Below are 12606 nucleotides of genomic sequence, written 5' to 3' on the forward strand. Positions count from 1 at the left end.
GTGAGTCAAACAGTCATTGGGCAGCGTATGGGTCTTTCAAGCATCAGGCTTCTGGTGGTTGCACTTGCCTTTGGCACGCTGGTGACAGGTTGCTCCAGCACCTCTTCTTCTTCCAGCAGCGCACGCGTGGTCGATCGCAACAGCGCAGCCGCCAAACGTCCTGTGGTCACTTCCGGGCAATATGTCGTACGTCCGGGGGACACGTTGTTCTCCATTGCCTTCCGCTACGGCTGGGACTACAAGGCCCTGGCCGCTCGCAACAGCATCGCGCAGCCCTACACCATCCGTCCTGGCCAAACGATCCGTTTCGACGAGCCCGGTTCCACATCTTCCCGGGTGGTTTCGTCCACGTCGCCGTCGAGCAAAACCACGGTGACACGGCGTCCCGCCGGCACCCCGCCGCCGGTGAAATCGACAGGTACGGCCGCGACGGCCCCAATCATCACACCTTCCACAGCGCCTACGCAGGTGCCCGCCGCAGAGCGTTCCAGTGGCGGTTGGGCGTGGCCGGCAAACGGCGTGTTGATTGGAAAATTTGCTTCAAACGGTAGTTTGAATAAAGGCATTGATATCGCCGGGGATTTGGGACAGCCTGTTTTTGCAGCGTCTGATGGTTCGGTGGTGTACGCCGGTAGTGGCTTGCGGGGCTACGGTGAACTCGTAATCATCAAGCACAATGAAACCTACGTTAGTGCCTACGGTCATAACCGCAGGCTTTTGGTTCGGGAGGGACAGCAGGTCAAGGTCGGGCAGACAATTGCCGAAATGGGGTCCACAGGCACAGATCGGGTGAAGCTTCACTTTGAGATTCGCCGTTTGGGCAAACCGGTAGACCCCTTGCAGTTCCTGCCAAACCGCTGATTGGTTGGTACCCGGCCTGTTCCTTAGCGTAATGGGGACAGGCTCTAGCGATGCCATGGATAAGGTGCGCTCGAGTCTGAGTTCGAACTCAGCAAAGGACTATAACAATGGCTCTCAGTAAAGAAGTGCCGGAGTTTGACATCGACGATGAGGTTCTTCTCATGGAGACCGGCATCGTTTTGGAAACGGACGTGGTGTCAGACGAACCTGCTGTATCTTCGGTTCGGACAAGGGCCAAACAAGGCTCTTCGCTCAAACAGCACAAGTACATCGATTACACCCGAGCACTTGATGCGACCCAGTTGTATCTGAATGAAATCGGTTTCTCTCCTCTGCTTACACCCGAAGAGGAAGTCCATTTTGCGCGCCTGTCGCAAAGCGGCGACCCAGCGGGACGCAAGCGGATGATCGAGAGCAACCTGCGGCTGGTGGTAAAGATCGCCCGGCGCTACGTCAACAGGGGGCTTTCCCTGCTCGACCTGATCGAAGAGGGCAACCTGGGGCTGATCCGTGCGGTCGAGAAGTTCGACCCTGAGCGCGGCTTCCGTTTCTCCACCTATGCCACGTGGTGGATCCGGCAGACCATCGAACGCGCTATCATGAACCAGACGCGGACCATTCGCCTGCCCATTCATGTGGTCAAGGAACTGAACGTCTATCTGCGCGCCGCGCGCGAGCTTACCCAAAAGCTCGACCACGAGCCTTCCCCGGAAGAGATCGCCAATCTGCTTGAGAAGCCGGTTGCCGAGGTCAAGCGGATGCTTGGGCTCAACGAGCGGGTTTCCTCGGTGGATGTATCGCTGGGCCCAGACTCGGACAAGACACTGCTCGACACCCTGACAGATGACCGCCCAACGGACCCTTGTGAGCTGTTGCAGGACGATGATCTGTCCCAGAGCATTGATCAGTGGCTAAGCGAACTGACTGACAAGCAACGTGAGGTGGTGATTCGCCGCTTCGGTCTGCGCGGTCATGAGAGCAGCACCCTGGAAGATGTAGGGCTGGAGATTGGCCTGACCCGGGAGCGGGTTCGTCAGATTCAGGTTGAAGGGCTCAAGCGCTTGCGTGAGATCCTGGAGAAGAATGGCCTGTCCAGCGAGTCGCTGTTTCAATAATTAAAACGATCCGCCTTGCCCACAGAACGCCCCGACTTGATCGGGGCGTTCTTGTTTATGCGGCTGACTGAAGGAGTTCCGTCAGAGCTGAGTGTTTTTGTGTAAGTCATCACTTACATAGCATGTAAGCGTTTGCAGTAAATAGGGGTAAATTTTACCTTCAATGCAGCGTGAATTTTTTATAAATCGTTGAAAAATAAGAATTTATAAGAATGGTTCGACAACCCACGTGTCTTTTTTTGAGAGCCATTGCCAGTTGCGGCGGCGGCGGCAAACGTTAATATTTGACCTGTGTCTACGGACTGACACAGGTTTTCAACGGATGAAGACCAAGGACATCGCAAGACGCGATTCATCAGGATGATGATAGGGAATACAGGGACTACGGAAAAAATGTGGGCGGGTCAAACCGCCCCTTTTTTTGCCTGCGAAAAATGAAAAAAGGCCCGTTAGGGCCTTTTTTGTTGATCGGGGTGCAAGTCGGGGACTCAGCGCTCCAGATCCTTGATCTTGCCTTTGACGCCGTCGAACTCTTCGGCTTCCGCCAGAGCGTCTTTCTTTTCGGTGATGTTCGGCCAGATTTCCGCCAGCTCGGCGTTCAGCTCAATGAACTCCTGCATGTCATCAGGAACTTCATCTTCCGAGAAGATGGCTTGGGCGGGGCACTCAGGCTCGCACAGTGCACAATCGATGCACTCATCCGGGTGAATGACCAGGAAGTTCGGGCCTTCGTAGAAGCAGTCCACCGGACAGACTTCTACGCAGTCGGTGTACTTGCACTTGATGCAGTTGTCGGTGACGACGAAGGTCATTTCTAATTCTCTCCTCAGGCGACGGCAGCGGTGCCCTTCCAGTCAGGGCCGCTCGGTTTGGTAGGTTGGCGGCGAGCCAGGCTAATAACTCGCCGCTCCGCCAAACCGCGCGGGATTCTAACAGCTTGTAAGGCCGCGCGTTATAACAGAGTCTTCAGTTCATAGAGCATTTCGATAGCTTGGCGCGGCGTCATGTTGTCCATGTCGAGTTTGCCGATCCTTTCAATCGCCGGGTGCGGCAGGCTGGCGAACATGTCGCTCTGGTGCGGGACTTGTGGCGTGCTTGGGCTGGAGACCGCCTTCGGTACGTCATGAGGCAGGCTGGAAGTCTCCAGGCGACCGAGGTGCTCGCGGGCCCGTTGAATCACCACGGACGGTACGCCCGCCAGTTGGGCTACCGCCAGGCCGTAGCTCTGGCTGGCAGGGCCCGGCAACACGTGATGCAGGAAGACAATACGTTCGTTGTGTTCGGTGGCGTTCAAGTGCACGTTGGCCACCAACGGCTCGCTTTCCGGCAAGACGGTCAGCTCGAAATAGTGCGTGGCGAACAGTGTGTAAGCGCGCAGTTGAGCCAGTCGCTCGGCAGCGGCCCATGCCAGTGACAGGCCGTCAAAGGTGCTGGTGCCACGACCTACTTCGTCCATCAGCACCAAGCTGCGTTCGGTGGCGTTGTGCAGGATGTTGGCGGTTTCGCTCATTTCCACCATGAAGGTGGAACGACCGCCGGCCAGGTCATCGCTGGAGCCGATCCGGGTGAAGATGCGGTCCACCAGCGACAGTTGGCAGCCGGCTGCGGGAACGTAGCTGCCAATATGGGCCAGCAGCACGATCAACGCGGTCTGACGCATGTAGGTCGACTTACCGCCCATGTTCGGGCCGGTGATGATCAGCATGCGGGTGCTGTCATCCAGAGACAGATCGTTGGCCACGAAGGGGCTGGTCAGCACCTGTTCGACCACCGGGTGGCGTCCCTGGTCGATCTTCATGCACGGCTCGTCCACGAAGGTCGGGCAATTCAGGTCCAGGGTCAGGGCGCGCTCGGCCATGTTGCTCAGCACGTCCAGCTCGGCCAACGCCGCGGCGGTGTCCTGCAGCGGCGCGAGATGGCTGATCAGCGTTTCCAGCAGCGCGTCATAGAGCATTTTCTCGCGGGCCAGGGCGCGGCTCTTCGCCGACAGCGCCTTGTCTTCGAAAACCTTCAGCTCAGGTGTGATAAAGCGCTCGGCGCCCTTGAGGGTCTGGCGACGGATATAGTCCGCCGGCGCTTGCTCGGCCTGTTTGCTGGGCAGTTCGATGAAGTAGCCGTGAACGCGGTTATAGCCGACCTTGAGGTTGGCAAGGCCGGTGCGGGCTTTTTCCCGGGCTTCCAGGTCGATCAGGAACTGGCCGGCGTTCTCGCTGATCGACAGCAGTTCGTCCAGTTCGCTGTCGTAGCCGGTCTTCAGCACGCCACCGTCGCGGATGACGGCCGGCGGGTTGTCGATGATGGCTTTTTCCAGCAGGTCGGCCAGTTCCGGATAAGTCCCGGCAATGGCTGCCAAGCGCGCCAGATGGGGCGCTTCCAGCTCGGCCATGGCGTTCTGCAGCTCAGGCAAGGCGCCGAGTGCATCACGCAGGCGCGCCAGGTCGCGCGGTCGAGCGTTGCGCAGGCCGATACGAGCGAGAATCCGCTCGATATCGCCGATGTCTTTCAACTGAGGTTGCAGCCGTTCGAAGCGATAGCTGTCGAGCAGGCAGCGAATCGAGCCTTGACGTGCTTGCAGGACTTTAAGGTCGCGCAGCGGCCGGTTCAGCCAACGGGTCAGCAGGCGGCTACCCATGGCGGTCTGGCAGCGATCGATCACCGATTGCAGGGTGTTGTCGCGTCCCCCGGCGAGGTTGACGTCCAGCTCCAGGTTGCGCCTGCTGGCGCCATCGAGGATCACGGTGTCATCCAGGCGCTCGTGCTTGAGGCTGCGCAGGTGGGGCAGGGCGGTGCGCTGGGTTTCCTTGGCGTAGCCCAGCAGACAGCCGGCGGCGCCGATCGCCAGGGTCAGCTTGTCGCAACCGAAGCCTTTGAGGTCCTGTGTCGAGAACTGCTGGCAAAGGCTTTTGCGGGCCGAATCGCGGTCGAAATCCCACGGTGCACGGCGGCGTGAGCCTCGGCGTTTCTCGGCCGGCAGACCTTGCGGCCAATCGTCCGGGATCAGCAGTTCCACCGGGTTGATCCGCTCCAGCTCGGCCAGCAGGTTTTCCCAGCCTTTGAGCTCTTGCACCGTGAAGTTACCGCTGGTGATATCCAGCACCGCCAGGCCAAACAGTCGCTCATCGCCGAGAACAGCTGCGATCAGGTTGTCGCGGCGCTCGTCCAGCAGGGCTTCATCACTGATCGTTCCGGGCGTGATGATCCGCACCACCTGGCGTTCCACCGGGCCCTTGCTGGTGGCCGGGTCGCCGATCTGCTCGCAGATCACCACCGACTCGCCCAGCTTCACCAGCTTGGCCAGATAGCCTTCGAGCGAGTGGAAGGGGATACCACACATGGGAATCGACTGCCCGGCCGACTGACCGCGGGCGGTCAGGGTGATATCCAGGAGTTTTGCGGCTTTCTTCGCGTCTTCGTAGAAGATCTCGTAGAAGTCGCCCATGCGGTAGAACATCAGCTGTTCGGGATGCTGATTTTTCAGCTTCCAGTATTGCTGCATCATCGGGGTATGCGCGGAGAGATCGGAAATTGCTTTATTCATCAATGGGTTATCGGGTTTTCTTGAAGGCGTTGGGGCAAAAATGGGGTAATTGATCGGTCCAAAACCGATTGTCTAGCCCTCTTGGCCGTATGTCGATCAGGGTACCACGAACGCTCGCTAGCCACTTCAGGTCGAGCGCCGCAGCATGCAATACTGGCCTTTTGATGCAATGGACGCTGAGTGATGAAAAAATCCTTCCCAGGACATTTTGCTAACGATCCGCTGGATCTAAAACGACTGTGGGAGAGCAGTCTGATAGTGATTGATGCGAATGTATTGCTCAGTTTGTATCGATATTCTGAAAGTACAAGGAATGAATTTATTCAGATGTTCGAGAAGCTGGAAGATCGGTTGTGGATGCCTCATCAATTTGCCAAGGAGTATCTAAGAGGTAGGCTTAAGGTAATTACTGATCAAACCAGATCCTACGATTCTGCTATTGAGGCTCTGTCCAAGCTTCGGAGAGAGTTCGAGCATCCCAAGCAGCATCCATTCTTAAGCTCTGGGGTTTTGGAGGATTGGAAACGTACTTTTGATATGGTTACTGAGGAGCTTAGATTAAATAAAGAGCGTCAGGAAACAAAAATTGTTGATGATGATGTCAAGGATTTTGTTGGGAGGGTGTTGGGTGGCCGAGTTGGTGAGGGTTATTCAGACTCCTATTTGGAGGAGATTGTTACAGCGGGTAGGCTTAGATATGCTAGTAAAATTCCACCGGGTTTCATGGACGCTCAGAATTCTGGGGGGGATTCGCTTGAAGGACGTTTGGCTCCCTATGGTGATTACGTAGGGTGGCTTCAGTTGCTCGATAAAGCTAAAGGTGATGCAACGGATATAATATTTGTCACCGGTGATAATAAGGATGATTGGTGGCTCCGGCAGAGTGGGAAAACTATTGGTCCGCTTCCACAGTTGATTGAAGAGTTCATTGTGGAAACGTCACAGTGTTTCTACATGTACCTGCCAGATCGCTTTCTAGAGCAGGCAGGAGTGTTTTTACATCAAAAAGTTTCAGATCAAGCCATGGACGAAGCGCGAGAGATGCGTTTGGTGACCTCAGAACCGCTCAGCCCTTCGGACGCAGCCCTCGCTTGGGGTGAATCATTATCATTGAAAATTAGCCAGAAAAAGAAAATTTCTGAACGGCTTCTAAATATCGGATTCTTTGATTCTGAGATGGTAAAGGCACCCGATTCAGTCGAGAACTCTGAATCATCACACGTCAGAAAACTTTATGGCGAGCATAGAAGTGTCGTCGCGATTATCAAGGCGCTAGATGCAGAGATAGATTCGCGTCTAATTTTTGGTTCAAGCGAGCGATTTGAGTTCGTAACTGATGTTGATTTGCAGAACTTAATAGATGACTTCAGAGTTAAGCGTGCTAATTTGGCAGCCTCTATTTATTGGGCTCAGAGTCGCGGGGATGATTTTACCGAGGATTAAGTCCTGGTGGTTCATTCATGCTCTGCCAGATTCTTGAAAGTTCGGATGGGGACTCATCATCCATCCACTTTGCATAGACCTGAACAAGCATGGTGTAGTCTTTGTGCCCCATTTGCTTTGCAATAAATGCAAGGTTGCCACGAGCCGTCAGACACCAGCATGCATATGTGTGTCGGGTCTGATATGGACGTCGTGGTCTTATTCCTGCGCGTCGCTGTATTGATGACCATTTAGTGTTCCATGCGGTAGAGACAAACCAAGCATTTATCCCCCGTTTCCTTGCTTGAGTGCTTGGGGAAAGGAGTGGGGTGACAGCGTCCTCCCGCCATTCATGCCGATTCATATACACGCGTATCTTCTGTTTTGCGTGACCACCAACCAACCCTATCAGCACCTTGCAAGCCCACAGTGCCGGCGGCATCAAGAAGACCGTCCGGGGCTTGCTGGTCTTCGTAACTTTGAAGCTCCCCTTCGCGGTGATGGCCCTAGTTACCTCGATCTTGCCTGCCATGATGTCTATGTCCTCAACCGCCAAAGCGCACAGCTCACCAGGACGTAGGCCGGTGTAAACCGCAAGCGTGATTGCCGCTTTATCCTGATCGTGCAGGCATCCTTGATTAACCAACTGTTCGAACTCCTCACGGGTCAGAGGATCCGGCTCCTTGTCACTCATGGCGAACCTGATGCATGACGAGGCCAGCCCGGCCCTGCAATAGCCGTTGCTCTCGCACCAGGTCAAGAATCCGGTGAACGTCGCGAGGTAGTGGTTAGCCGTAGACGGAGCGCGAGTCTCGATCAGTTGGGCGCGAAGCTTGTGAATGTCTTCCGGCAAGAGGACGCCGGCCAGTCGATCCTTGCCCACCAGCTCGACGCAGATGTCGATGGCATAGCCGTATTTCTCCTCTGTCATGGGAGTGATGTCGATGGCCTTGAGAGGCTTGTAACGTTCTGCCAAGGCCTCCAGGCGCTCGTCCTTTACGTTGCTGTAGTTCGCGCCGTGTTTCGAGTTGGGAAAGTGCCGGCCGTAATCAAACGTGCCGATCTTGATCTCATGAAGAATTGCCGCCCGGAGTTGGGCGGCATGTCTGATGTTGGCTTTGGTCACTGGCAGGCCCAGTGATTCTCGGCAGCGAATGCGGCGCCACATAAAGACGATCCGCAAGTTGCTGCCGTGAATCTCAATGCCTGAGTGCTTCGCCAGCTCGGCTTCTAAGCCGCTGCCTGGGGTGCGCTCTCGGCCCACTTGTCATACTCCGTCATGTTGATTGTGATGCGTCCATCGGGTGCCTTCCGCCAGATGCGGCCCTGCGCCCAGGTGCCGTTCTTGACCTTGTGTCGGATGGCGTCCTCGCTGTAGCCGGTCAGCTCGGCTGCGCGGTTAATGAGTACCCAGCGTGGGAGGCTCATGCGCGTTTCCCCTGTGCTCGTTTGGCGGCCTGGTTAGCCATGACGGACTCCCACTCGATACTCTTGCGCTGCTGCCGGATCCGGCTGCATTTGGCGTGGCGATATGCGGATCTCGCTTTGCCGCAGATATCGCAGATGGCGTTGAGGTCGAGGGCGTGAGTGGCGAGGCGTGGGCGTTCAGCCATTGAGCACCTCGGTGACAGTGCTGTGGTGAAATGTCCGGGATTTGCCAGTCTTGCGGTTTTTCCCGTGGATGTAGCCTGGTCTGGACCACCATGCACTATCGTGCCCCGTTACCTCGATCAGCAGGGTGTTCTGTCCAGCCTGAACGGATACTCGGCTGCCGACTGGATATGCCGTCTTCACGGCTACGAGCAAGCCGACCTGGGCGAGCTTCAATGCGTTGTCTGCGGCCTGGACGTCTGCGGATGCTGGATGGCGACCGCTTCGAAGAGCGGACAAGATGAAGTCGAAGTCGGGCTTGCAGCCCTCCGCTTGGTCGAGGCCGTGTTCCTCCTTCGCTGCTGTGGTGGGGCTGGTAGAGGGGCGTGCTTCGCCTCTTCTGCGCTCAATCTCTTCCAGCAGATCACGCGCTTTATCCACTGCGTCCCAAGCCATTTCAGAGTTTTGCTGGTTGTCACAGGTCAGCGCTGCCTCGTCCTCGGCATAGGGCAGAAGGCAGGCGATGGTATCGAGCAGACGATCAACATCTGTGTCTGTGACACCAATAGCCGGGCCGAGGCTGGGGGACGTGGTAGTCGTCCCTGACCGTTGCCGGAATACATTGGCAGCGATCAGGTCGGTGCTAATGTCTTGGAGACCGTGGGCTTGGTTGAGCGCGAACGCCAACGATTCCTCGGTGAAAGTCATGCGGTGCGTATTGGTCATGCTGCCTCCCGCTGAGCTACGCTCAGGCCAACCGCGACTGGGCGGACCCAAATCGGCATTGAGCTGAGCATGAAAGTTTCGCCCTGGGCGGCCAGCAATAGAGTGGTGCCCATGACATGGGCGATTGCCTCGGCCGCGGCCGGGGGCACCGCGTTACCAATGCGCTCGCGCCAGGCTTGGTCGCTCAGGCCGTCCAGTTCCAACTGTTCCTCTGGCTCGACCAGGCTCTGCAGCGCGGCCAGCTCCAGCGTGGTGAAGGGGCGGTGCCAGGTGCCGTCGAGCGATTCGATAACGCAGGTGAGACGGTCGTTTGCCTCGGGCAGGCGCGGGTCGGCAACGCTCCACCGGCCGTTGTCGTGCATAGCGCTGGCGGATACGGCTCCGGCCGGAGTGGCCCAGGGCACGACGCCGTAATGCCCGCCAGTCAGGTAGGCATCACCCTTGCCCCGGTTCAGGCCGGGCCGGGGATCGGCGATGGACAGGGCTCCGCTGGCAACCTGCTGGGAGCCGGTGACTGTGCCGGCGGTCTGGCCCATGCCGACGACGTTCAGCTTCCTGCTCGATGCGTTGGGGTGCCAGTTGTGATACCGAGGATCCTGCACAGCGAAGGCGCCCTGGCCCGTGGTGCTGCCGGCGATGACGGTACCAGCGGCGCTGTCGTACGGTGTGACCAGGTACTTGCCGAAGCCACCGCCCGAACGCCGTGGGTCCGCGACACTGAAGGTGCCTTGTCCGGGGCTTTTCACGCCGATGACGGCGCCGCTGGTGTCTTCCCAGCGGCGCACACCGTACTGCTGGTACTGCAGGGCGCCGGCCTTGGCGCGCGGGTCAGCAACGGAGAACTTTCCGTTCGTTGGTCGTGAGCTGCCCGCCACCGTACCGATCGATTCCGCCCACTCGTTCACGCCCAGATACCCGGCGAATGCCTCGGGGACGATCACGAAGTCGCGAAGGTGCCCGTCCTGGATCTGCAGGTCGTTGAGGCTGCGCCAGTCCTTCCCTGCCTCGACCAGGGCGAGTCGTACCCACGTCTTCCACTGCAGTGCTGGTACGCGGTGCATCGGTCCTGCAGCAGCGACGTCGCCGGCCAAGGGCATCCGGCCGAGGATGTCGCCGACGGCGCGCAGGGTCTTCTGCTCTGGCTCGTAGAGAAACGGCGGCACCTTCTCGACGTGGCGGGCGACCAGCAAGAAGCGCTTTCGACTCTGGGCCAGGTGCCCGATGCGGCCACAGTCGTGGGTCGTCTCGGCCACTGCGTAACCGAAGCTGGATAGCAGGCTGTTGATCTGGTCCAGCAGGTGCCGGCCGCGCGATGCAAGCCGAGGCACGTTCTCGAAGACGAGCAGGGGAACTGGATCGTCGGCCCACGCTTCGCCGAACAGCCAGATGCAGCGCAGTGTCAGCTCGTTCAGCGCCTGGTACTTGGGCGTCTGGCTCATCTTCTCGGACAGCAGCCCGCTCGCGCCCTTGCACGGAGAGCTGATGAACACCGCGTCTGGCCGCTGACCGCCGGCTGCCCGGCGGATGTCCTCAGGGGTGGCCTCGCGCCAACCTGGTGGCGGCTCCTTCCCGTGGAAGCGGATGTACTGGTCGCGTGTGAACAGGTCCAGCAGCGTGCCTTTCACGCCGCTGAGGCGCTCGAAGTCAGCCAGCCCGGCCGGGTCGACGTCGACGCCGCCGAGGCATTGCCACTCGCCCTGCAGATTGCCCACCACTGGCTTGGCGCGGTTGAAACCCTTGGCGCCGCCGCCCAGGCCACAGCACATGTGGAAGTGTCTGAGAACATGCTTGCGAAGGGTCATGCTGCGCTCCCTGCTTTTGCAGCGGCCGGTGAGCGACGCACTTGGGCGTGAATGAGTTCTGCCAGACGCAGCAGGCCGGTGGCCTCGGCTTCGGCGCGGGCTCCCCAGTTGCCGGTTCCTTTCACTGCGTTCCAAGTTCGCTGGGCGAGCTGCAGAGTATCGGCAGCCTGAGTGACCAGTCGATGGTCGTCTGCGGTGACAGCCAGGCCGGTGTAGGCAGCGATCCGGTTTTCCAGCTCGGTGATAGTTCCCAGCAGGGCGGCTTTCGTCTGCAGGTGCTGCCGCTGCTCTTTCTCCCGGTCCACTGCTCGTTCGGCCAAGGTGCTGTCGAGCGCCTGCAGGCGCTGCCAGTTCATCGCGTCCAGCTTATCGAGACCTTCTGCGTAGCCTTTTTCGTAGGCACGCTGGCGGGCCTTCGCGAACAGGAAGGGAAGGAATGCCATGGTGAAGATCCACGCGACTGCGGCGAGCAGGGTGTAGTGCTGTGCTTGCATGTGCTGTGCTCCAGATACAAAGCGGCCACCGAGGTTGAGTGAGAGTCGGTAGCGGATGTGGTGCCCCTGAAGGCCGGGGCCGCCTGTTGCTAAGCCGTCTGCGCTTCCAGCGTGTCGAGGTAGTTGGCGAGGTCTGTCAGGTAGACGACGTGCTGCGCTCGCGCTGAGTTGTGCAACTTGGTCAGCTTCAGCTTGATCGCCCCGTCCCTGACCAACTCCCGGAAGCGGCGATCCGTGCGGATGTGCGGGAAGTAGTGCTCCCGCACCGCGGCCATGGAAGGGCAGGGGGTGGTCCATTGCTGGCGGAGCTGGTCGAGGGTGCTGGTCATGCGCACTCCCCGTGCCCCTCCGCCGAAGGCCAGAGCTTGGCGCGGACCTGGGCTGCGAGGTTGTCCTTGTCTGCACCGCATGCGACTGCGCAGATCTCCCCGGTGTTATTGGTGATCACTGCGGCAAATGGCGTGTTCGGCCAAGGCGTGGGGCTGATGTAGACGAGATGGCCGCTGGGCAAGATGGCGCTCACATGATCGTGTGCATCCATCAGGGCAAGCGCCTTCTTGACGTACTCAGTGCGGCCGTTGGCAAGCTCCTGGATGAAGTCGCGAAGGTGCTGGTATTTGGCCGTGTCGCCGCGTTGGAGCGTCAGCTTGCCGGTGGTGTCGCCCACAGCGACTTCCAGGTGCACGGCGTCGGTTTCGAGCTTCGCCTGGATGGTTGCGATGGAAAGTGACTCGGGCCGGCGGACCTGGCAGGTGGCGGTGCCACCGTTCTCCAGCACTTGCTGCAGCCGCATGACGTTAGCGAGCGGAACGATGTGGTTGCTCATGCGACCACCCGCTTTGCAGGAATAGCCGTGGCGAAACCGTTCGGGGTGATGACGACCATCAAACCGGTGCGGTGTTGCAAGGCAATTACCGCTGACCGGCTGCTGCTCGCCGTGGGGTGCAAGAGGATCTTGCAGGGTGGAATGTGCTGTGCTCTGTTCATTATTCGTACTCGGTGAGAGGAGATACGAACGGAAAATTAGTATTAGTGGTTTATTCTGTCAATAGCTTTGC

The 12606-nt window shown here is 58.6% G+C and carries 12 protein-coding genes; 3 read left to right on the top strand and 9 right to left on the bottom strand.

Annotation, left to right across the window (positions count from 1 at the left end; all coding sequences use genetic code 11):
* Both DM374_RS01715 and rpoS read left to right on the top strand, forming a co-directional pair.
* Positions 1-861, top strand: a complete 861-nt coding sequence (locus DM374_RS01715) for a peptidoglycan DD-metalloendopeptidase family protein (RefSeq protein WP_110968296.1) — start codon at positions 1-3, stop codon at positions 859-861.
* 107 nt (positions 862-968) lie between these two features.
* A complete protein-coding gene (gene rpoS / locus DM374_RS01720) occupies positions 969-1976 on the top strand; it encodes an RNA polymerase sigma factor RpoS (protein WP_095154055.1) in 1008 nt (335 codons plus the stop codon).
* A 488-nt stretch (positions 1977-2464) separates the two neighbouring features.
* Here rpoS and fdxA read toward each other — a convergent pair whose 3' ends face one another.
* Both fdxA and mutS read right to left on the bottom strand, forming a co-directional pair.
* On the bottom strand, positions 2465-2788 hold the full coding sequence (gene fdxA / locus DM374_RS01725) for a ferredoxin FdxA (RefSeq protein WP_095154054.1): 324 nt from the start codon (positions 2786-2788) through the stop codon (positions 2465-2467).
* 140 nt (positions 2789-2928) lie between these two features.
* Positions 2929-5502: a DNA mismatch repair protein MutS gene (gene mutS / locus DM374_RS01730; protein WP_177431506.1), complete on the bottom strand. Its 2574-nt coding sequence runs from the start codon at positions 5500-5502 to the stop codon at positions 2929-2931.
* A 195-nt stretch (positions 5503-5697) separates the two neighbouring features.
* Between mutS and DM374_RS01735 the strand changes: the two genes are divergently transcribed.
* A complete protein-coding gene (locus DM374_RS01735) occupies positions 5698-6957 on the top strand; it encodes a PIN-like domain-containing protein (protein ID WP_157969645.1) in 1260 nt (419 codons plus the stop codon).
* Here DM374_RS01735 and DM374_RS01740 read toward each other — a convergent pair.
* The 7 genes from DM374_RS01740 to DM374_RS01775 form a co-directional block, all read right to left on the bottom strand.
* On the bottom strand, positions 6944-8200 hold the full coding sequence (locus DM374_RS01740) for a site-specific integrase (protein WP_110968299.1): 1257 nt from the start codon (positions 8198-8200) through the stop codon (positions 6944-6946). The two genes, DM374_RS01735 and DM374_RS01740, sit on opposite strands and share 14 nt — an antisense overlap.
* Positions 8167-8364: an excisionase gene (locus tag DM374_RS01745; protein ID WP_110968300.1), complete on the bottom strand. Its 198-nt coding sequence runs from the start codon at positions 8362-8364 to the stop codon at positions 8167-8169. The genes DM374_RS01740 and DM374_RS01745 overlap by 34 nt, the downstream gene beginning before the upstream one ends.
* A gap of 177 nt (positions 8365-8541) precedes the next feature.
* Positions 8542-9252 carry a hypothetical protein gene (locus tag DM374_RS01755; RefSeq protein WP_110968302.1) on the bottom strand — a complete coding sequence of 237 codons (711 nt, stop codon included), beginning with the start codon at positions 9250-9252 and terminating at the stop codon, positions 8542-8544.
* Positions 9249-11054, bottom strand: coding sequence for a DNA cytosine methyltransferase (locus tag DM374_RS01760; protein WP_110968303.1), 1806 nt, complete (start codon positions 11052-11054; stop codon positions 9249-9251). The genes DM374_RS01755 and DM374_RS01760 overlap by 4 nt, the downstream gene beginning before the upstream one ends.
* The gene (locus DM374_RS01765; protein ID WP_110968304.1) at positions 11051-11548 is read right to left on the bottom strand and encodes a hypothetical protein; all 498 of its coding nucleotides are present in this window, start codon (positions 11546-11548) and stop codon (positions 11051-11053) included. Before DM374_RS01765 ends, DM374_RS01760 begins: the two co-directional genes overlap by 4 nt.
* An 89-nt stretch (positions 11549-11637) precedes the next feature.
* Positions 11638-11877, bottom strand: a complete 240-nt coding sequence (locus DM374_RS01770; protein ID WP_110968305.1) for a pyocin activator PrtN family protein — start codon at positions 11875-11877, stop codon at positions 11638-11640.
* Entirely contained in the window at positions 11874-12374 is a 501-nt protein-coding gene (locus DM374_RS01775; protein WP_110968306.1) for a hypothetical protein, read from the bottom strand. The genes DM374_RS01770 and DM374_RS01775 overlap by 4 nt, the downstream gene beginning before the upstream one ends.
* Positions 12375-12606 lie beyond the last annotated feature (232 nt).

Origin of the sequence: Pseudomonas huaxiensis, assembly GCF_003231275.1 — a bacterium.
GTDB classification, from domain to species: domain Bacteria; phylum Pseudomonadota; class Gammaproteobacteria; order Pseudomonadales; family Pseudomonadaceae; genus Aquipseudomonas; species Aquipseudomonas huaxiensis.

Coding starts and splice junctions, on each gene's coding strand:
- rpoS (WP_095154055.1), top strand. CDS start 969: ATGGCTCTCAGTAAAGAAGTGCCGGAGTTTGACATCGACGATGAGGTT.
- fdxA (WP_095154054.1), bottom strand. CDS start 2,788: ATGACCTTCGTCGTCACCGACAACTGCATCAAGTGCAAGTACACCGAC.
- DM374_RS01735 (WP_157969645.1), top strand. CDS start 5,698: ATGAAAAAATCCTTCCCAGGACATTTTGCTAACGATCCGCTGGATCTA.
- DM374_RS01745 (WP_110968300.1), bottom strand. CDS start 8,364: ATGAGCCTCCCACGCTGGGTACTCATTAACCGCGCAGCCGAGCTGACC.
- DM374_RS01755 (WP_110968302.1), bottom strand. CDS start 9,252: ATGACCAATACGCACCGCATGACTTTCACCGAGGAATCGTTGGCGTTC.
- DM374_RS01760 (WP_110968303.1), bottom strand. CDS start 11,054: ATGACCCTTCGCAAGCATGTTCTCAGACACTTCCACATGTGCTGTGGC.
- DM374_RS01765 (WP_110968304.1), bottom strand. CDS start 11,548: ATGCAAGCACAGCACTACACCCTGCTCGCCGCAGTCGCGTGGATCTTC.
- DM374_RS01770 (WP_110968305.1), bottom strand. CDS start 11,877: ATGACCAGCACCCTCGACCAGCTCCGCCAGCAATGGACCACCCCCTGC.
- DM374_RS01775 (WP_110968306.1), bottom strand. CDS start 12,374: ATGAGCAACCACATCGTTCCGCTCGCTAACGTCATGCGGCTGCAGCAA.